Annotated in this window: 19 protein-coding genes, 1 tRNA gene and 1 rRNA gene; 6 read left to right on the top strand and 15 right to left on the bottom strand. The window is 34.7% G+C overall.

The genetic code is table 11. The features are described 5' to 3' along the window. Positions 1 to 94 precede the first annotated feature (94 nt). The 4 genes from Fokcrypt_RS00670 to gatA are packed head-to-tail and all read left to right on the top strand — an operon-like array spanning position 95 to position 3,164. Positions 95 to 910 (top strand): sigma-70 family RNA polymerase sigma factor, encoded by an 816-nt coding sequence (locus Fokcrypt_RS00670; RefSeq protein WP_323722287.1) that lies wholly within the window; start codon positions 95 to 97, stop codon positions 908 to 910. Between the two features lie 36 nt (positions 911 to 946). Next, the gene (locus Fokcrypt_RS00665) at positions 947 to 1,426 is read left to right on the top strand and encodes a Smr/MutS family protein (RefSeq protein WP_323722286.1); all 480 of its coding nucleotides are present in this window, start codon (positions 947 to 949) and stop codon (positions 1,424 to 1,426) included. A 47-nt stretch (positions 1,427 to 1,473) separates the two neighbouring features. After that, positions 1,474 to 1,683 (top strand): F0F1 ATP synthase subunit C, encoded by a 210-nt coding sequence (locus Fokcrypt_RS00660; RefSeq protein ID WP_323722285.1) that lies wholly within the window; start codon positions 1,474 to 1,476, stop codon positions 1,681 to 1,683. 29 nt (positions 1,684 to 1,712) lie between these two features. Beyond that, positions 1,713 to 3,164: an Asp-tRNA(Asn)/Glu-tRNA(Gln) amidotransferase subunit GatA gene (gene gatA, locus Fokcrypt_RS00655; RefSeq protein ID WP_323722284.1), complete on the top strand. Its 1,452-nt coding sequence runs from the start codon at positions 1,713 to 1,715 to the stop codon at positions 3,162 to 3,164. 519 nt (positions 3,165 to 3,683) lie between these two features. Here the strand turns inward: gatA and Fokcrypt_RS00650 are convergent. Then, positions 3,684 to 5,211: ribosomal RNA gene (locus Fokcrypt_RS00650) — 16S ribosomal RNA — on the bottom strand. Positions 5,212 to 5,446: 235 nt separating this feature from the next. Between Fokcrypt_RS00650 and Fokcrypt_RS00645 the strand changes: the two genes are divergently transcribed. Next, positions 5,447 to 7,042 (top strand): peptidoglycan D,D-transpeptidase FtsI family protein, encoded by a 1,596-nt coding sequence (locus tag Fokcrypt_RS00645; RefSeq protein WP_323722283.1) that lies wholly within the window; start codon positions 5,447 to 5,449, stop codon positions 7,040 to 7,042. On the opposite strand, the gene Fokcrypt_RS00640 is transcribed toward Fokcrypt_RS00645, so the two are convergent. The 8 genes from Fokcrypt_RS00640 to rplR form a co-directional block, all read right to left on the bottom strand. Then, positions 7,035 to 8,282: an MFS transporter gene (locus Fokcrypt_RS00640; protein ID WP_323722282.1), complete on the bottom strand. Its 1,248-nt coding sequence runs from the start codon at positions 8,280 to 8,282 to the stop codon at positions 7,035 to 7,037. The two genes, Fokcrypt_RS00645 and Fokcrypt_RS00640, sit on opposite strands and share 8 nt — an antisense overlap. A gap of 209 nt (positions 8,283 to 8,491) precedes the next feature. Then, on the bottom strand, positions 8,492 to 9,460 hold the full coding sequence (locus Fokcrypt_RS00635; protein ID WP_323722281.1) for an RluA family pseudouridine synthase: 969 nt from the start codon (positions 9,458 to 9,460) through the stop codon (positions 8,492 to 8,494). Continuing rightward, positions 9,457 to 10,716, bottom strand: a complete 1,260-nt coding sequence (locus Fokcrypt_RS00630; RefSeq protein ID WP_323722280.1) for an MFS transporter — start codon at positions 10,714 to 10,716, stop codon at positions 9,457 to 9,459. Before Fokcrypt_RS00630 ends, Fokcrypt_RS00635 begins: the two co-directional genes overlap by 4 nt. A gap of 287 nt (positions 10,717 to 11,003) precedes the next feature. Continuing rightward, positions 11,004 to 11,092 (bottom strand) — tRNA-Ser (locus tag Fokcrypt_RS00625). A gap of 201 nt (positions 11,093 to 11,293) precedes the next feature. Next, a complete protein-coding gene (locus Fokcrypt_RS00620) occupies positions 11,294 to 11,902 on the bottom strand; it encodes a hypothetical protein (RefSeq protein ID WP_323722279.1) in 609 nt (202 codons plus the stop codon). Further along, complete coding sequence (locus Fokcrypt_RS00615) at positions 11,902 to 12,777, bottom strand: Npt1/Npt2 family nucleotide transporter (RefSeq protein ID WP_323722278.1); 876 nt, start codon at positions 12,775 to 12,777, stop codon at positions 11,902 to 11,904. The genes Fokcrypt_RS00620 and Fokcrypt_RS00615 overlap by 1 nt, the downstream gene beginning before the upstream one ends. Before the next feature lie 36 nt (positions 12,778 to 12,813). Next, complete coding sequence (fabG, locus tag Fokcrypt_RS00610) at positions 12,814 to 13,560, bottom strand: 3-oxoacyl-ACP reductase FabG (protein ID WP_323722277.1); 747 nt, start codon at positions 13,558 to 13,560, stop codon at positions 12,814 to 12,816. 7 nt (positions 13,561 to 13,567) lie between these two features. Next, a complete protein-coding gene (gene rplR, locus Fokcrypt_RS00605) occupies positions 13,568 to 13,924 on the bottom strand; it encodes a 50S ribosomal protein L18 (protein WP_323722276.1) in 357 nt (118 codons plus the stop codon). A 159-nt stretch (positions 13,925 to 14,083) separates the two neighbouring features. Between rplR and trhO the strand changes: the two genes are divergently transcribed. Next, complete coding sequence (trhO, locus tag Fokcrypt_RS00600; RefSeq protein ID WP_323722275.1) at positions 14,084 to 14,815, top strand: oxygen-dependent tRNA uridine(34) hydroxylase TrhO; 732 nt, start codon at positions 14,084 to 14,086, stop codon at positions 14,813 to 14,815. 6 nt (positions 14,816 to 14,821) lie between these two features. On the opposite strand, the gene lepA is transcribed toward trhO, so the two are convergent. From lepA to Fokcrypt_RS00570, 6 genes are all read right to left on the bottom strand, one after another. Beyond that, positions 14,822 to 16,639 (bottom strand): translation elongation factor 4, encoded by a 1,818-nt coding sequence (gene lepA / locus Fokcrypt_RS00595; RefSeq protein ID WP_323722274.1) that lies wholly within the window; start codon positions 16,637 to 16,639, stop codon positions 14,822 to 14,824. Positions 16,640 to 16,652: 13 nt separating this feature from the next. Continuing rightward, positions 16,653 to 17,003, bottom strand: a complete 351-nt coding sequence (gene rsfS, locus Fokcrypt_RS00590; RefSeq protein ID WP_323722273.1) for a ribosome silencing factor — start codon at positions 17,001 to 17,003, stop codon at positions 16,653 to 16,655. Between the two features lie 159 nt (positions 17,004 to 17,162). Next, positions 17,163 to 17,696: a deoxycytidylate deaminase gene (locus Fokcrypt_RS00585; RefSeq protein ID WP_323722272.1), complete on the bottom strand. Its 534-nt coding sequence runs from the start codon at positions 17,694 to 17,696 to the stop codon at positions 17,163 to 17,165. A gap of 19 nt (positions 17,697 to 17,715) precedes the next feature. After that, the gene (rpmA, locus tag Fokcrypt_RS00580) at positions 17,716 to 17,997 is read right to left on the bottom strand and encodes a 50S ribosomal protein L27 (RefSeq protein WP_323722271.1); all 282 of its coding nucleotides are present in this window, start codon (positions 17,995 to 17,997) and stop codon (positions 17,716 to 17,718) included. A 47-nt stretch (positions 17,998 to 18,044) separates the two neighbouring features. After that, positions 18,045 to 18,344: a 50S ribosomal protein L21 gene (gene rplU, locus Fokcrypt_RS00575; protein ID WP_323722270.1), complete on the bottom strand. Its 300-nt coding sequence runs from the start codon at positions 18,342 to 18,344 to the stop codon at positions 18,045 to 18,047. Positions 18,345 to 18,414: 70 nt separating this feature from the next. After that, complete coding sequence (locus tag Fokcrypt_RS00570; RefSeq protein ID WP_323722269.1) at positions 18,415 to 19,359, bottom strand: TerC family protein; 945 nt, start codon at positions 19,357 to 19,359, stop codon at positions 18,415 to 18,417. Positions 19,360 to 19,387 lie beyond the last annotated feature (28 nt).

Raw genomic sequence — 19,387 nt, 5'->3', positions numbered from 1 at the left:
ATATGTACAAAAAATAATAAAATAATTTATTGTCAATAAATTATTTTATTGTGGTATACTACACGTAGTTCATGAAAAACATTGTTTATATGATATGAAAATTCTAAAAGATGGTGTAATTCAGTTGAATTCAGAGGAGGCAAATTTAGCTTCTTATATCTCGAAAATAAGAAGTATCCCACTGCTTACTGCTGAAGAAGAGAGCTCTCTCATTCATGATTGGTGTGTTAATGGAGATGTGAAAGCTGCTCAAAAATTAGTAATGGCTCATATGAAAATAGTATTGAAGATCGCTATGCAATATAGGTCTTACGGTGCTGCTCTTGTAGATTTAGTATCAGAAGGTGCGTTAGGATTAATGCACGCTGTAAAGAAGTTCAAAATGGATATGAATTGTAAGCTAGCTACTTATGCAATATGGTGGATAAAAGCCTCAATACAGGAATTTATATTACGTTCATGGTCTCTCCTAAAGGTTAGCACTTCGTCTTTGAAAAAAAGGCTTTTTTATAAAAATGCGAAAATAAAAGAAAAACTTAATGAAGCTGAAATTACCGATAGTGAATTTGTGAATATCAGACATGTTGTGAGTTTGAATGCTCCATCATCTAATTCTGAAGACGGTACAAATGAAGAAATTTGGAATGATAGCATAGCGTGTGATATTGGCACTTTAGTTGCTCGAGAAGAGGAATCAAGTACAAAACTTCAAATGTTGAAAGCCGGTATCTCACATCTTTCTTCAAGAGAAGCAAGTATCGTAGAAGATAGATTTTTAGTAGAGCCAGCTTTAACATTGAATGATATTGCTACAAAACATAATATTTCTGCAGAGAGAGTTAGACAAATAGAAAAAGAAGCTCTTGTGAAATTAAAAATTTTCTTCGCTGAAAAAGGAATGTGTTCGTAATATTACGAGTAGCAGAGTATTGCTAAATAAAATTTTATGAAAATTCGTGATGAATGTGAGCGCGTATGGCAGAAATTTTGCGATGGAGGTCTCCATATAACAAAAAAAAAGGAGAAGAAAGAATTACATGATCAAGCTCTGGAAATTCAATATTTCCATAGCAAAAAATTGTTGAAGATGTTAGGTCATAGTACTGCATTTGATAAAGTGTTGGATTTACATGGTATGGATAGAGATAAAGCATATGAAGCATTTTCTTTGCTTCTCAAGGAAATGTATCTAAATGGAGAAAGGTTATTACTATTAATTACTGGCGGTAAAGCGCTTTCCAGTAACATGACATCGAATTTTGTAAAATCCCATAGACATGGGATTTTAAGAGAATTGTTCAACTACTGGATTACTTTTCCTGAAGTAAAACAATACGTTACACAATGTGTCGTTGCTTTACAAAGAGATGGAGGGAATGGCGCTTTCTACATTTTTGTAAAAAAACGAATTGAAGAAGACATTTAGATTTATTACACTGACATTGGAATTTTTACACGTTTACAAGAGTTTATATGGAACCTGTTGGTATTGGATTAGCTTGCTTTGGTTTATTCGGTGCTGCTGTCGGATTAGGGTTGATTTTTGCAGCTCTGATTAATGGTACTGCTCGCAATCCATCAGCTTATGACAATATGTTGAAAGCCGCTTTTATAGGTGGAGCAATGGTTGAGGCATTAGGTTTATTTGCATTACTGTTAGCTCTTCTCATACTGTTCAAATAGTTCATACTTGTGCAAATTAAGGTATAGCTGTGACAAAGTATTTATCTGTTAGCGAGCTTTTGCTCAAGTTTAAAACCGGAGAAGTATCTCCTATCACGTTTGTGACAGAACGTTTGCAGGATTTGGAACTTTTAAATCGCAAATATAATTTTTTTTGCGAAATCACTTCTTCAATTGCAATATCTTTAGCTGAGAAAGCTGAAAAACGTATAAGAGAAGGCAAGAGTATGCCACTTGATGGTATCCCTATAGCAATAAAAGATCTTTACTGTACAAAAGACATCAAAACAACTGCTTGTTCAGCAATTTTAAAAGATTTCATTCCGCCTTATGAATCTACCGTTACTCAGAAACTCCTAGATGCTGGATGTATTCCATTAGGTAAAACTAATATGGATGAATTCGCAATGGGTTCATCTACAACTTATTCAATATATGGAGCTACCATTAATCCATTGGTCGATCAGAGGAAACCATCTCAAAAGCTTACCGCTGGTGGTTCTTCTGGAGGCTCTGCTGTAGCCGTAAGTAGTGGCGTTGTACCTATTTCTCTTGGAAGTGATACTGGAGGTTCAGTGAGACAACCAGCATCATTATGCGGAATCGTAGGAATAAAACCTACGTATGGTACATGCTCAAGATATGGCATGATATCATTTGCAAGTTCTCTAGATCAACCAGCAGTCTTTGGTGCTTCTACAAGATGTGCGGCACTAATGTTAGATATAATAATGGGATATGACGAACGAGATCATACTTCTATTCAAAATAATAATAGCAACTTAGGGACATTAAATGCTATCGATATGAAAGGCGTAAAAATTGGCTTTTTCAATTTGGAAAAAATAGGCTTTAAAATGAGCGAAAGTGTTTCTTTCAGTTATAAAGAAACAATGAAAAAGCTCGAATCTAGTGGAGTAGAATTAAAAGAAGTATCTTTGCCATTAATGGAGTATGCATTGCCAGTATATTACATTATAGCACCGGCAGAAGCTTCATCTAATTTAGCAAGATATGATGGAATAAGATATGGTATCCCTCTCCAAGCTACAGAAGATTTTCATGAAAGTATTAGTGCTCATAGAGGAAAATATCTGGGAGAAGAAGTAAAGAGAAGATTATTAATGGGAGCGTTTGTTCTGTCTAGTAAGGAATATGATGCATATTACCTGAAAGCACAAAAAATAAGAAGAATGCTATTCGAACAGTTTAATGAAATTTTCCATGCTGTTGACGCTATAGTATCTCCTACTACCACTAATGTAGCTTTCTCTATAGATGCTGAGATTTCGCCATTTGAAATGTATATGAATGATGTGCTTACTATCCCTCCTAGTTTAGCCGGACTACCTTGTATGAGCCTTCCAACTTACCCTTGTAAGGACTCTGGATTGCCTATAGGCTTGCAAATTATCACAGCTCATATGCATGAAAAAAAGATGGTAGAAATTGCACTTTCATTAGAGCAATTACTATCATAAGTAAAAAAACATCATACTCCTATATATACAGCATGAATTATAAATTTTTCAAAATTAACAGATTTATCATTTAAGAATTGATAAACTATATCGAAATACGAACAACTATACACATGCACCTCTTAATAACATAAATAACTAAAAACTCGTTTTGCTTTTAAAATTTTAAAGTATTAATTGGCAATAAAATAATAATCATATTAAGTACAAAATATATACCTAACATAGGGATAATTCGCTCTATTGAAATAAAAAATACTATGAATCACAATGTTTGACCAATGATAAAAATACATTTATCAATAATGGTACATAAATAAACTGTAAACTACAAAAAAGCAGAGTCATAATTCGGAAAACTGATTGTGCAAACAAAGATAGAAATAAAATTCTAAAGTAGCACACAAATAAGAAATTTCAGAAAATGCAAAAAGTAACTGAAAAAACAGCAGGAAGCAAAGAAAAGAGAGACGATAAGTCTTTGAGCAAAGATATACGAATTTTATATAACTTTTTATACTGTAAAGTAATCCAGCCGCAGGTTCTCCTACGGCTACCTTGTTACGACTTTACCTCAGTCACCAACCCTACCTTGGTATGCTGCTTCCTTGCGGTTAGCTCACATACTTAAGGCAAAATCGACTCCCATGGCGTGACGGGCAGTGTGTACAAGACCCGAGAACGTATTCACCGCGGCATGCTGATCCGCGATTACTAGCGATTCCAACTTCATGTATCCGAGTTGCAGGATACAATCCGAACTGAGGCGATTTTTAAGGATTAGCTCTAGGTTGCCCTGTTGCAGCCTTCTGTAATCGCCATTGTAACACGTGTGTTGCCCAAGTCATAAGGGCCATGCTGACTTGACATCATCCCCACCTTCCTCTGATTTATCATCAGCAGTCTCCCTAGAGTTCCCAGCCGAACTGTTGGCAACTAAGGATAAGGGTTGCGCTCGTTGCGGGACTTAACCCAACATCTCACGACACGAGCTGACGACAGCCATGCAACACCTGTGATGATCCAACTAAATGCACTATCTAGTTTCTCAGATAGCTTATGATCACCATCAAGACTTGGTAAGGTCTTTCGCGTAGCATCGAATTAAACCACATGTTCCACCGCTTGTGCGGGTCCCCGTCAATTCCTTTAAGTTTTAGTCTTGCGACCGTACTCCCCAGGCGGAGTGCTTAACGCATTAGCTTCGGCACCGAATATAAATCCGACACCCAGCACTCATCGTTTACTGCGTGGACTACCAGGGTATCTAATCCTGTTTGCTCCCCACGCTTTCGTGTAACAGCGTCAATAATCAGCCAGACAACCGCTTTCGCCATCGGTGTTCCTCCTAATATCTACGGATTTCACCCCTACACTAGGAATTCCGTTGTCCCCTCTGTTATTCAAGATCAGCAGTATCGGAAGCAGTTCTTGAGTTAAGCTCAAGGATTTCACTTTCGACTTTCTGATCAGCCTGCACACGCTTTATGCCCAGTAATTCCGAGTAACGCTAGCCCCCTTCGTATTACCGCGGCTGCTGGCACGAAGTTAGCCGGGGCTTTTTCTGTAGGTACTGTCATTATCATCCCTACCAAAAGAGCTTTACAACCCTAAGGCCTTCATCACTCACGCGGCGTTGCTGGATCAGGCTTTCGCCCATTGTCCAATATTCCCCACTGCTGCCTCCCGTAGGAGTCTGGACCGTGTCTCAGTTCCAGTGTGGCTGATCATCCTCTCAGACCAACTAAAGATCGTAGCCTTGGTGAGCCATTACCTCACCAACTAGCTAATCTTACAAGGGCTCATCTCGCAGTAACATTGCTGCCTTTCACCTCTCGGTTATATGCGGTATTAGCAGAAGTTTCCCTCTGTTATCCCACGCTACGAGGTAGATTCCCGTGCATTACTCACCCGTCTGCCGCTAAAATTCTAATAAACATTCCATAATGCAAGCATTATAAAACATTTTTTAGTCTCTCCGCTCGACTTGCATGTGTTAAGCCCGCCGCTAGCGTTCACTCTGAGCCAGGATCAAACTCTCACGTTTTGAACCTTATATATCTGTACGCTCAAAAATTACTTACCGTCTCTCTTTTCTTTACTTTTATGATACGCACTGTCTACACGACAGCAAGATCACTTTATACATGCGATCAATTTAGTAGTCAACATGAATTAATAGAGTTTTTCAAAATTGAGAACCAAATTGTTGCTCATTATCATCATAAACACTACTATATTGCTGATTGCATAAACATCTAGATATATAAAAAATCATCTAAATGCTCCCCAAAACTCAGAGAATATTTATAGCATTAGGTATTATACTGGTATTTTATTGCGCTATAATTGGCAAATTACTTTTCATTTCTTTTTCAAAAAATTTCGATAATAACGAGATTATCTCTCGTTATATCAAGATTAAACCACCTATAAAAGATAGAAATGGAATCATACTTGCTACTAATTTACAGACGTATTCCATTTATGTGAATCCTCAAGAAATATTAGATATAAATGAATTTATAACTAAACTTATGCCTTTCGCATTTAAAGATTTAGAAAAGAAAGTAGATAAATATATTAAGAATAAAAGCACATTTATGTGGCTTAAGAGACATGTGTCCCCAACTGAAGAACATAAGATAAGAGAATTAGGATTATCGGGTTTGTACTGTATTAAAGATTTAAAACGTTTTTATCCACACTCTGAGATATCCGCTCATGTTGTCGGGTACGTTGATTTAGATAGCAATGCCTTAGCAGGACTCGAGAAAATACTGGAAATTCCTGAATATTCTGAAGTAAAGGAGTTATATAGTAATATTGACATCAGAATACAAGGAGCAGCACATCATGCACTTTCCAATAGTGTAAGACTGAATGAAGCAGAATCCGGAGTTGCTATAGTAATGGATGTTACAAACGGAGAAATTTTAGCTTCGGTAAGTATCCCAGACTTTGATCCTAATATGTTACAACATGCTGAACAAGATGCTACAATTAATAGAGCGTCAATGGCTGTAATGGAAATGGGCTCTACTTTTAAAGTATTGAGCATGGCAATTGGATTTGATACTAATTCAGTTTCTTTAGATGAGAAATTTCATGTTTCGCAACCATTAACGATCGGTCGTTTTACGATTACAGACTACAAACCTAGAAGTTCCGTTATATCAACTGCGCAAGTATTAGCATATTCCTCTAATATCGGAATTGCAGCAATAGCTAATAGATTTGGAATAAAACAACAAGCAGAGTATTTTAAAAGATTTAAATTATTACAAAAAGTAGAATCCGATTTTCCTGAAATAACTAATCCTCTATTTCCACCACTTGCAAAATGGAATCATGCTTCTCTTATTACAATGAGTTATGGATACGGAATAGCAGTAACACCGCTGCATGCTATTACGGCTTTAGCAAGTACTATAAATGGAGGATTCCTTATACCTCCTCAATTTATAAAAAATGAGAAACAAACAATTAAAAAGAGCAAAATTTTAAAATCGAAGACTGTCCGTAAAATGCAACACTTGCTTCATTATGTAGTAAATCACTCTACTACAAAAAAATTTGCGATAGATGGCTATTGCATCGGTGGAAAGAGTGGCACGGCTGAGGTACTCCAACACGGACAATATGTTAAAAATATGAACAACGGATACTTTTTTAGTGTTTTTCCATGTAATAAACCTAAATATGCCGTATATGTAGTTATAAGAAATTCTAAGAAGAATACATATAATAAACACATAACGACTGGGGGAATTGTTGCTGGACCTGTAGCTAAGAACATAATGTTAAGCATCATTAATATAATGAACATGCAACATATTAAAGAATGCGATGATATACAAAATAAAATTATTAACTAATTCTATGATTTATTTTACTTTTCTTCAAAAAATATAAAGAAAGAAATGATGATAACAGGAAGAGAAGAAAGATAAAAGAAAGGCCAGCTTTGTAGTCACTTACTGTATATATTCTACGACCACTCTCATTAGTAGCACCACTCCATGTCATATCCATAATAATACCTATTCCGGACTGACATAAAGTACCACCAAGCATTGTAATACAGTTTACAAGAGCTACAGCAGTACCGGTATTATTTTTACCGCCTATGAGTACAGATTGTGTAAAAGTAAGCACTTTAGAGGAAGCAAAAATCCCTATCAAAAACATCATAAATGCACCTGATACGAGATCCAGACTAAAATTACAAAAACTTAAATACCCAAGTATCACTGTAATCACAGCAGAACAGATAAAATGAATCAAATAAATGCTATAAAACTTATTCACAATCCAACCGATAAAAAAGCATCCAATGGAATAACCAAGATATATCATAGTATTTACAAATTTCCCGCTGATTGCAGAAATATTGAACACAACAGTAAAAAAAGTCGCACCCCACATGTCACCTATAGCTGAAATAATGGAATATAATATAAGTGCAATTATACCTATAGCAATGAGTTCAGGATTCTTTAATACTTCACCGTAAATTAAGGATTTTTTATCATTACTAGAAGTAGGAGTATGAACAAATAACAGTATAATAAAAGAAAGTATAATTCCTAAGATGGAAGTATAAAGAAATGATACACGCCATCCTATACCAATAATTGCATCAGATGCAAAAAGATTACAAAAGATAGGTGCTAGCACGCCTATTGCTATAGTAGTACTACTTGCGACAGGAAACATAGCAGGAGAGAAAAGCATTCTTGATATTTTCATTGTACTTATCAAAGCACCAGATGAGCCTATTCCCATTAATACACGACCAAACGCAAGTATGTGGTAAGAATGAGATGAAGCAACAATATAAGCACCTAATGATATGATAAGACAGGAAATAGACATCACTCTTTTAGGGCTGTAAGAATCCAACAATAATCCAATTGGTAACTGTGCAATTGCATATGCTATATACCAAGAAGATGATGAAATGGCGAAGGAAGAGGCTGATAAATTCAGATCATGCATCAGTTGCTCAGAAGTAATACTAGGTATTATCCTACCTATGAATTGATAGAAATAAAAAAAGCATCCTATTCCCCAAATGAATAGTGACCTAAGAAAGTGAGAATAAGCAATTTGCATTCTTGTAAGGAAAATTTTTACAAACTTAATTAATTACTTGATATGATATGAAAACGTAAAGATCGCTATGATAAAATTATGAATGATAGTGTGCTTTCTGTAAATTGTAGACTCCATTTATATCATAATTTTCTAAGATTCGTAACATATCTATCATAATTTCCTCCATTTCGCAGTATACTTATACCATCAATAACATAAAAGCGCTTCTAATTAAGCATTCCATCTTTTATTGATATTGCAGGAAAATACGTATTGCATAATTTAATAAAGTGAGCAGGAAGAGGCGCCACTATATCTACTTTATTATTTTCATATCTAAATTGTATTCTATAAGAATGAAGGAACATTTTATCTAACATATATTCTTGGATACTAAATTCTCTTTGTTTGCCATATTTTTTATCACCCAAAATCGGAGTTCCAGCATTCATTGCATGAATCCGTACTTGATGTTTTCTTCCCGTTTCTATCTCAAATTGCATAAGCATGATATTTGATATTGGTGAACAGCATAATACTTTATGCTTTGTTATAGCATTTTGTCGCTTTATTTTACCTTCTTTGCAGTATTCTATAACATCGTGGCTAATACCATCATTATGCATTGATGTGTTTTGCTCACTTATTACTACGACTCCAATATATACTTTACGTACTTCATGTTGAGCAAACATTTCGCCAAGCAATCGAGCACAATTAGTATTTTTTGCAATCAATAAAGCTCCACTGGTACACATGTCTATTCTATGCACCAATTTCATCGTACATTTTTCATCTAATAATGGCAAAATATCATCTATACTGATTTTAACATTACTACCACCTTGTACTGCCCATCCCACTTCTTTATTAATCACTAAAAAATCTTTTGTGTCGTATATTATATTATTTCTCACTTTTACTAGAAATTCATAAGCAACCTCTTCGCTAACTTGCTTCTTCGCTACTGATACATGTCGATGATGAAAATATTTCACTACAATTCTATCATCTTTTTCCACGATTATGGATCTTTTTACTTTCTTACTATTGCAATAAAGTAAACCTTTCCTGAGGAAAATTGATACATCTCTAAAATTTATCATGCAATTACTTGTATGAGCGAACTTCACAATAGCTCTTTCTATACGTAAGCCACTTTCATTCTCTCCTACAACAAAACTCATATCTATCATTGTGGCATTTTACTAAAACTTTTTTGCCAATATAGTCCTATGCATATACCAGCAACCATTATCATTTCAATTATTACGATAGCACCTCCATATTCATATGTACCATATACTCTCATTCCATGATTCATTTGACCACACCATAACAAATCTAGTACTAACCCAATTACTGGTTGCAATATTGCTCCACCAAGCATTGTCATAGTGTTAATAAATCCTAAAGTAAGCCCTATTCTTTTCTTCTGAACACATATTATCGCTTCAGAAAATACTACACATTCTAATGAACAAAAAAAGCCTAATAAGAACAATAGTATACCCAAAACAGTAAGATTAATGAACTGATGTAAGACAGTAACAATAAATATAATACAAAATGCTATAGCACATACACCAGAAAAAGCATAATACACATTATTTACTAATTTTCTTATAAAACCTACTCCAAGAGCACCTATACCAAATCCTGCATACATCAGTCTGCTTATACCAATTGCTTTTATCTGATCTATCTCATATAAAGAACTGATAATCGCTGGTCCCCATAAATCAGCAAGAGCTGTCAATGGTGCATACAATATCAAGCCAAGAACACCTAATACCACAACGTTTCGTTCGCTAATAACATTCTTTATTTGTTTCAGAAATGAAAGTTTATGTTCAATAATGGTATCTTGATCTAACTTAAATTTTCGTCCCCAAAAGAATATAGGAAACGATATAGATATCACAATTCCAATATAGAAAAGGAATGAGCAAAAATCACGCCATCCATAATATAGTACGGCATCAGCAATTAGCTTACTACCAAATACTGGAGTAAAAGTACCTATTGCGCTGGTAATACCTGAGAACACTGGTAACTTCTCTTTAGGAAAAAGCAAAGATGCGACTTTCATTGTTCCTATAAAACCAGCAGATGCTGCAATCCCAAGCATAAAGCGAGCAATACATGCTAAAAAAAGAGTATGACTCAGAGAGAATAACAATGAACTTGTCCCAGCTAATACTGCAGCCAAGAAAAAAAGATAATGTGGTTTCACTCTATCTAGCATTATTCCCATTGGAATTTGCATTATGGAATATGCCCAATACCATGTAGAAGTAACAAGACCAAATTCACTCGCTTTGAGGTGTAATTCCTCGGAAAACTGCTTCGCCATTCCAATAGGAGAGATTCTTCCTATAAATTGATAGAAATAGAAAAAAGCACAAAGTAACCATAGAAACACATTATATCTCTGAGATTTACTATTCATTACACTTCCTAATAAAAATAAGGCTTTATGATAGATTTTTTTCAGTATTTAGTAAATACCAGTAGAATTCGGAAAAGTTCTTTTTCGAGTTATGAAACAAATCTATAATGCTCATTCGCGAGTTTTACGATAGAAATATTAAGGGAAGTTGAATGAATTTCTGAACTTTTTAAGCGAAACTAATAACAACACAAAAGTCATTATTCTAAATGAATAAAGCTTCTTTTCTGAAATTTCTACTTTTGATATGTATATGAACTAAGAAAATTTCACACAGAGTTCGCTTTTGGCGGACAGGGTGGGATTCGAACCCACGGTACGCATAACGTACGCCGGTTTTCAAGACCGGAGCCTTAGACCGCTCGACCACCTGTCCACTAAATGGTTTAACAAAAACTGCATGCAGTATCAAGCACATATACAACAGAAAGAAGGTAATTTCTCAATCAGGCATTTTTTAGCACGCTTTTCTGAAAAAACTTCTATACTGCTCGAGAAAATATCTTATTCTATTGCCACGGTGACCAGCCTCATAAATTTCATATTTTTATCAACTATCCACCTAACAGTACATTTTTTATTCACCAGCCTTCTCTTTACTTTTTGCATCGTATGCTTTTCCCATAAAATATGCGGTACAAAGCCATATAGCACAAAAACCTAACATGAAAGCATTGTTAGCAAAAATGGATGCTCGTTTACCAAAAGCAGAAAGTATATACTGCACGTTACAGTAATTAAACCCATGTGAAAGAGATCTAGACATTTTAACAGCACATGCATCAATGACAAATTTGCTCTTTACCTGCACATCTCTATCCGTGACAATATATAAACTTTCTCTCACAGGAGTACCAATACTATAATTGAGTGCATACAATGCAACATACAAACATATGATTAACTGCTGCATACCAGTCAAAAAATAGAGTGTAATGCCAATTCCAACAAAAATTGGCACGATAAAGAGAGAACGTCTTATTCCTATAAACCTTAGCAGTCCATTCGCGATGAAGAACGATAATATAAATGCAATAAGTTGCATGTAGGCAATCTGAGAATATATAGTAGATACAAGATCTACTATTTTATCATCATTGAAACTAGAAGAACTTTTAGCCTGATTAAACATAAGACTTAACCTTTGATAATTAATCACCTCACCTATAGCATCAGTACATGACATCAGCATAAATATTCCAAGAACATATCTATTGGTAAATAAGAGCTTAATACCCTTAAACATACCGTCTTTCGAACCTTTTCTTTTGTAATAGGGACATTGTGATATCCAGTAAATACATCAGATGGTAAATACTCCATAGCAATACAAACGATAAAAAAGGCAATAATGAGTAACAATACCGCAACCACCATTAGTAATCTCAATTTACCTACTACGCTAAATCCAAGATCTATAGACGTAGAAAATAATGCCCATGCTAAGAATGCTGTTAACATCCCTCCTAATTTCGATGAAGCTACTATAAAACCATATGTATGCTTAGCACTTTTAGGATCGTTAATAGAATTTGTGAACGACCAAAAAGTCGACATTAGAAATATGGTATAGCCTTCTACAAATAAGAAAAACGCCCATACAGTAGATTTTTGCAAAGTAGTAAGAAAAATCTTCTCAGATGTTAGATCTAGAATATCTAACGGTAAACCGAACGATACATATAGACCAATTATAATCCATACTGCTAGATATACTACCAACAAAGTCGCTCTACGAACACGATCTATCAAGTAAGCATCCACTAAAGCAGCTGGCAATAATGAAAGCAACGTCGCTAGCTTTGAAAGTGGCATATTTTCTAAACCTAAAAAAGCTGGAAATATAACATTTTGTAGTTCTCTTACTATCGTATAAGAAGAAATTATAAGAAAAAACAACAAGCCGCTCAGCATTAACTTCCAAAATTCTACCTTACTTAAGCTAAAAAAACGCTTAAAGAATCTGCTATAGCTTACAGCTCGTAATCTGTTATTCATAATTTCCTTATATTTGTAAGCAATATTTCCACAATTTAATACACTTTCTATTTCTTGTGTCAAACAATAATATAGCTACTCCTAAAAGAAATGAATGTATTACATGTATAAACCACCATTTACATGTAAAGTACTTCCAGTAATATAATGAGCTTCATTTGAAGCAAGAAATATTATTGCCGAGGCAACATCTGCAGGTTCTCCAAATTTTCCTAAAGGTATACGTTTCAAAAATTCCTGCTTTGCATTTTCCGGAATTTTTTCAGTCATCCTAGTATTAATAAAGCCAGGTGCTACCGCATTTACAGTAATATTTCTGCTTGCAACCTCTAAAGCAAGTGTCTTCATTAAGCCTATCATCCCAGCTTTGCTCGTTGTATAATTAGCCTGCCCTATGTTGCCAGTGAATCCTACTATCGATGATGTAACTATTATCCTTCCAAATCTATTTTTCATCATACTTGGTAATACTGCTTTACAACACAAAAATGCCGCAGTGAGATTAACGGTGATAACATCCGTCCAATCGGTATCTGTCATTCTCAAAGCTAGTTTGTCCGAAGTGATTCCGGCATTATATATTAACGTATCAAATGTTCCTCCAATTTTTTCTTCTGCGCTTTTTAAGAAAGCATCAATTTTACTAGAAGAAGCACCAAGATCGAATTGTATGCCTTTGAACTTTCCACCATAAATTATCTCCATTTCTTGGAGAACATCATTATTACTAGTAGTTCCACTTCCAACTACAATAGCACCTCTTTTAACAAGATATTCAACAACGACCTGTCCTATACCTCCAGTAGCACCGGTCAATAATATTTTTCTACCTTCTAGGGCAAACATATAAGCACTAAAAGTTCAATCCGCCACTACGAGCACTCTCTGCAAAAGCTTTTACTACACCATGATATCTTTTAGCTCCTTTGTCGAATACTACTTTTTCAATATTTGCATCCTTACATTTTTTTGCTATTTCTTTGCCTACTTGCTCTGCACATATAGCATTTGAATAATTCGGTTTTCTTGAGGAACTTACTCTCATGCTTAGAGTAGAAGCTGAAAGTAATACATTTCCGCTAGTATCATCTATTACCTGAGAATAAACGTGACAATTCGATATAAAAACCGTCATTCTCATCCTGCTCGACTTATTACGCAGCTTCACCCTTACTCTAGTTCTTTCAGCTCTACGCTTTTTGTTTATCATGTGCACAACCAAAGTTTTATTAATTGAAATCTAAACAATTTACCGAAAAAATACAAGCTATATTGAAAATTCACACTCAAAATCGTCCTCATAGTTGAGATTATCATCAATATATGCTAGACAGATTTTACTAGATTATCCCTTTTCTCTCTATCCAATATGTCGCAGTTTTCAGTAGCAACATTTTATAAATTTTCTCGCATCACGAACACAACAGAAATACAAGCACAATTAAAAAACTTTCTTGCAGAAAATAACGTGAAAGGCACTATATTGATAGCAGAGGAAGGATTAAATGCAACTATTTCTATTCCATCTGAATTAGAAACTAGAGTTTTAACTAAAATCTTAGAAATTACGGGATACGTTATGGATTTTAAAGTAACTTATTCCCATTCTCATCCATTTGGAAAGCTAAAAGTAAAGATAAAATCTCAGATTATTACGGTAAGGGGAATTGACAAAATACCATTCACTCCTGGTACTTATCTAAAAGCAAGTGAATGGAACGAATTGCTCAACGAACAAAATGTCAAACTTATAGATACGAGAAACAGTTATGAAACTTGCGTCGGTATTTTTAGAGGAGCAATAGATCCAAAAGTCGAAAATTTTTCAGAATTCTTCAACTGGCTTGATGATTATGTAGCTACACTCAACAAAAATGATGCAATCGCTATGTATTGTACAGGAGGTGTAAGATGTGAAAAAACAACGTCATACCTCAAAGCAAAGGGCTTTCAAAAAGTATTTCACTTAGATGGTGGGATAATAAGATATCTTCAAGAATGTGGAACTAAGTCTGATTCGAAATGGCTGGGAGATTGCTTCGTTTTTGATGATAGAATAGCTATTAAAAGTGATATGAGAGCTGTAAATGAAAATTTCTAGCATCCATTAATCGGTGTTTTTTATTTCTCCTTTTAGTAAAGATACGAATGCTGACTGAGGAACGTCTACTCTTCCTATAGATTTCATGCGTTTCTTACCTTCTTTCTGCTTCTCTAAAAGTTTCCTTTTTCTCGTAATATCTCCACCATAGCATTTTGCCGTAACGTTTTTTCTCAATGCACTAATTGTCTCTCTTGCTATAATTTTTCCTCCTATTGCCGCTTGTATAGGTATAGGGAACATATGCTTTGGTATGAGTTTGCTAAGCCTTTCACATATCTCACGTCCTCTACTTTCCGCACGAGTACGATGTATAATAGTGGACATCGCATCTACACTTTCTCCATTAATCATAATGTTAAGCTTTACTAAATCTCCATCCCTATAATCAGCTTTCTCCCAATCGAAACTTGCATATCCTCGCGAACAAGACTTCAGCTTGTCATAAAAGTCGTATACCACTTCATTTAATGGCAACATATAAGTAATAACTACTCTATCACTAGAGTATGTAATGCTCACATGCTCTCCTCTTTTAGAATTACATAACTCCAATATTACTCCAATATATTGCTCGGGTGTCATCATAATAGCTTTAATCCAAGGCTCTTGTATACTTTTTATCCTTGACGGATCTGGCATATCTGCGGCATTGTGCACATCAATATTGTCTCCAGAAAAGAGAGTTACCTTATATATTACACTCGGAGGTGTAGTAACAAGTCCAACATTAAATTCTCTTTCTATTCTTTCTTGAATAATTTCAAAGTGTAACATTCCAAGAAAACCACATCGAAATCCAAAGCCTAAAGCTGCAGAATTTTCTACCTCATAAGTAAAGCTTGCGTCATTAAGATTTAGCTTTTCTAAACTCTCTTTTAAAAGGGAAAATTCCGTACTATCAACTGGATATATACTGCAAAATACTACTGGAAGACTTGGCTTGAAACCTGATAAAGCTTTATCACATGGCACTCTAGCATTAGTAATCGTATCACCAACTTTACAGTCTTTTACTTGCTTTATTGTAGCTACTATAAATCCACATTCACCCGCACTTAAGGACTCTACATTAACTTTTTTAGGAGTAAATATCCCTATATTCTCTACCGTATATTTTGCACTATTCGACATCATAACAATCTCATCGCCTTTTTTTACCTCACCGTCCATTACACGAACTAATACAACAATTCCCAAATATTTATCGTACCAACTATCTAACAGTAAAGCTTTGAGAGGTTTATCAATATCACCTTTAGGTGGCGGTAGAAGCTTGATTATACCTTCTAAAATATCCAATATACCTACACCAGTTTTTGCAGATACTTTAATAATATTTGTTGTATCAAGACCAATAATATCACGTATTTGCGTCGCAATTTTCTCAGGATCTGCTGCTGGCAAATCTATTTTATTAAGAACTGGAATAATTTCATTATCAGCATCCATTGCTTTATACACATTTGCGAGAGTTTGAGCTTCTACTCCTTGAGATGCATCTACAACTAAAATTGCACCCTCACATGCTGCAAGAGATCTACTTACTTCATAACTAAAATCTACATGCCCAGGAGTGTCTATTAAATTTAACACATATTCATTTCCATCTAATGCCGTATAAAGAAGTCTTACAGTTTGAGCTTTAATAGTAATGCCACGCTCTTTTTCTATATCCATAGAATCAAGAATTTGCGCCTTCATATCACGCATCTCAACTCCCTTACATTCTTCGATTAACCTATCTGCTATGGTAGATTTACCATGATCTATATGAGCAATAATAGAAAAATTTCTAATATGCTGTAGAGCTTTCTTTTTCATACCTAATTTTGCATTATGATAGCACGATACTGCCGCCGGAATTTGTTATAAATTCTTCGAGACTATAATATTCTCTCGACTCTTTTGTAAAGATATGCACTATCACAGTACCTATATCTAAAAGAATCCACTCACCACTTCTTATTCCTTCTATCATCACGGCAGGTATATCAAGAGCTTTTTTTAAATACTCCAACATATCGTTTGCTGTAGAGATAGCATGCCTTGTCGAAGAACATTCAGCTATAATCACATATTCCGCAACTATCGAGTCTTTTATAGCATAACAGCATACATCATATGCTTTAGCTCGCTTTAATCTCTCAATTGATGGCTTGCATATCACGTCGTACATATTCTGCATTAAAAGCGATTAGTTTTTACTAGATAATACAAGATAGTACACATAATGTTGAAAATACACTATTCTTTCGGGTAAATATCATCACATGAATCAGTAAATAATATCGTGATTCGCTTCGCAAATAACGAAATATCTGAAGAAATTAACGCTATGGCAAAGTTATACATTAATCTCTTTAGATTTGTACAATCCTTTTATTTTTATAATTTCACAACTGATACCTTCTAGTAGAACACTTGCCTCTTCGAGTATTATTTTTGCAATATCAAATCCGTGTTTAGGATTGCGTGGTATATCATTGGTATTACCTGGATATTCAGTATGATATACCACTCTTTTTATGCCTACCTGAATTATGCTTTTACTACATGCAACACACGGCATCCAATTCGTATAAAGAGTAGAATCATCAATTCTGATTCCGTTTCTAGCAGCATTAAGCATTGCGTTCTCCTCAGCATGATTAGACATTGCATATTTTAGTTCCGAAGAACGATAACGCGAAGCTAGATCTTCAACACTACGAGAAAGTCCATTATATCCAGTACTAAGTATGGAAGAAGAATTACCAACTATTACACACCCTACTCTAGTTTTAGGATCTTTGCTCTTCATAGAAGCCATATAAGCCATACTCATGAAGTACTGATCCCAACCATACCGAGAGTATATTAAGTCATCATTTGAACTCATGACAAAATTACACCATATCCTAATTAGTTACAGAGGAAGTGTAAGGAGAAGTACTGGAAACACTTACATAATTGCGATCTTTGTATCCTCTCCTAAATACAACATATCCATCACACAATGCAAATATAGTATGATCTTTCCCAAGACCTACATTAACTCCCGGATGATACTTGGTTCCACGTTGCCTTACAATTATATTGCCAGCTCTCACTGCTTGTCCTCCAGAACGCTTTAGTCCAAGTCGTCTTCCTCTGGAATCACGACCGTTTCTCGAACTACCACCAGCTTTTTTAGTTGCCATAACCTAAAATAAATCGCATATACAAATACTTGTTTTCTAACGCCACCCTAGTGCGGGATTATATCGACAATCTTCACAAAAGAGATATACTGTCTGTGCCCTTGAAGCCTCCTATATGTATGTCTTCTCCGTTTTTTAAAAATCAAAATCTTATCGTCTCTTAGATGCTCAGTCACCTCACATACTACTTTACCCTTAGTTGTAGCAGAAGTACCGTTACCAGTATACATTATAACGTTTGAGCATTCAAATCTTCCCCCTACATCTTGCTCTACCTTCTCTATCTTTATTATAGAGCCAAGCGATACTAAGTACTGCTTCGCTCCCTGCTCTATTACAGCAAACATAAGACGTTTTATATTCATAAGTAACAGTCATGGTATAAGAATTTTTTCCATAAAGTCAAGTCATTGTACATCATTTCTCTCGCTTCATACTGAAGTACCTTACGATTTCTGGTACGGCAAAGATGCTCAAAATGATCAATATAGAAAACGTATTATTAATTTCATAATGTACAATTTTCAGTAACATCTTGCTCCCCACAAAAATAAGCGTAAATCCTAAGCTTAGTTCCAAAAATAATGCAGTATGTATTATTCCAGAAAGAAAGTGATACATAGTTCTTAACCCAAGGACGGCAAAAGCATTCGAAGAGAAAATAATAAAACTATCATTCGTCACTGAAGCTATTGCTGGTATTGAGTCCAATGCAAATAACAAATCTGCTTTCTCCACAAGCAACAGTATTGCAAATAATCTAGTTATTACAAGAGTGCCATTTCGTACGATAAAAAACTTATCTCCAACATAATCTTTATCGAAAGTTATTCTTAATTTTTGTGATATTATCGGCAAATATTTCATTAACCACCTGATAAATACCCCTACATCTCGCTTTTCAGGCTTCACGACAACAGTTTCTATTCTAGAGCATTTTTTCCTAAAAAATTTACTTACGGCTTTTATTCCCCCTATAAACAAGATAGTTCCAAAAATCCCTATAACCCAATTAAATTTTGCTATTACTGGTATACCCAATACTATAATGGCCATTCTCATTAAAATCGCACCTATTATACCTAGCATCAAAATTTTATATTGTTGCTTTTTTCCAATTTTAAAAGCATCAAATAACATTATAAAGACAAACACATTATCTATACTGAGCGATAACTCAATCAAATAACCCGTAATAAATTGCTCAACAAACGATATATTTCTAGTATAAAAGTAGAAATATATCACGAAACACACTATAGATGCAGTTAAAACGTATAGCACCATACTGATGTTCGTAATAACAGATTCACCCTTCTGAGGTTGCTTTGAATGCTTATCATGTAATATGAATTCGAACATTATAAGAGCTATAAATAGCATGAAAGTT

Origin of the sequence: Candidatus Fokinia cryptica (assembly GCF_034359305.1) — a bacterium.
Lineage (GTDB): Bacteria > Pseudomonadota > Alphaproteobacteria > Rickettsiales > Midichloriaceae > Fokinia > Fokinia crypta.
This window is presented reverse-complemented; position numbering and strand designations above follow the sequence as displayed.

What these genes read in the sequence shown, in the direction of transcription:
- fabG (WP_323722277.1), bottom strand. Translation starts at nt 13,560, where the DNA reads ATGTTTGCCCTAGAAGGTAGAAAAATATTATTGACCGGTGCTACTGGA.
- Fokcrypt_RS00620 (WP_323722279.1), bottom strand. Translation starts at nt 11,902, where the DNA reads ATGTCATGTACTGATGCTATAGGTGAGGTGATTAATTATCAAAGGTTA.
- rplR (WP_323722276.1), bottom strand. Translation starts at nt 13,924, where the DNA reads ATGATAAACAAAAAGCGTAGAGCTGAAAGAACTAGAGTAAGGGTGAAG.
- Fokcrypt_RS00660 (WP_323722285.1), top strand. Translation starts at nt 1,474, where the DNA reads ATGGAACCTGTTGGTATTGGATTAGCTTGCTTTGGTTTATTCGGTGCT.
- Fokcrypt_RS00665 (WP_323722286.1), top strand. Translation starts at nt 947, where the DNA reads ATGAAAATTCGTGATGAATGTGAGCGCGTATGGCAGAAATTTTGCGAT.
- Fokcrypt_RS00670 (WP_323722287.1), top strand. Translation starts at nt 95, where the DNA reads ATGAAAATTCTAAAAGATGGTGTAATTCAGTTGAATTCAGAGGAGGCA.
- rpmA (WP_323722271.1), bottom strand. Translation starts at nt 17,997, where the DNA reads ATGGCAACTAAAAAAGCTGGTGGTAGTTCGAGAAACGGTCGTGATTCC.
- Fokcrypt_RS00640 (WP_323722282.1), bottom strand. Translation starts at nt 8,282, where the DNA reads ATGCAAATTGCTTATTCTCACTTTCTTAGGTCACTATTCATTTGGGGA.
- Fokcrypt_RS00630 (WP_323722280.1), bottom strand. Translation starts at nt 10,716, where the DNA reads ATGAATAGTAAATCTCAGAGATATAATGTGTTTCTATGGTTACTTTGT.
- lepA (WP_323722274.1), bottom strand. Translation starts at nt 16,639, where the DNA reads ATGAAAAAGAAAGCTCTACAGCATATTAGAAATTTTTCTATTATTGCT.
- rsfS (WP_323722273.1), bottom strand. Translation starts at nt 17,003, where the DNA reads ATGCAGAATATGTACGACGTGATATGCAAGCCATCAATTGAGAGATTA.
- trhO (WP_323722275.1), top strand. Translation starts at nt 14,084, where the DNA reads ATGTCGCAGTTTTCAGTAGCAACATTTTATAAATTTTCTCGCATCACG.
- Fokcrypt_RS00570 (WP_323722269.1), bottom strand. Translation starts at nt 19,359, where the DNA reads ATGTTCGAATTCATATTACATGATAAGCATTCAAAGCAACCTCAGAAG.
- Fokcrypt_RS00635 (WP_323722281.1), bottom strand. Translation starts at nt 9,460, where the DNA reads ATGATAGATATGAGTTTTGTTGTAGGAGAGAATGAAAGTGGCTTACGT.
- Fokcrypt_RS00645 (WP_323722283.1), top strand. Translation starts at nt 5,447, where the DNA reads ATGCTCCCCAAAACTCAGAGAATATTTATAGCATTAGGTATTATACTG.
- rplU (WP_323722270.1), bottom strand. Translation starts at nt 18,344, where the DNA reads ATGTTTGCTGTAATAGAGCAGGGAGCGAAGCAGTACTTAGTATCGCTT.
- Fokcrypt_RS00585 (WP_323722272.1), bottom strand. Translation starts at nt 17,696, where the DNA reads ATGAGTTCAAATGATGACTTAATATACTCTCGGTATGGTTGGGATCAG.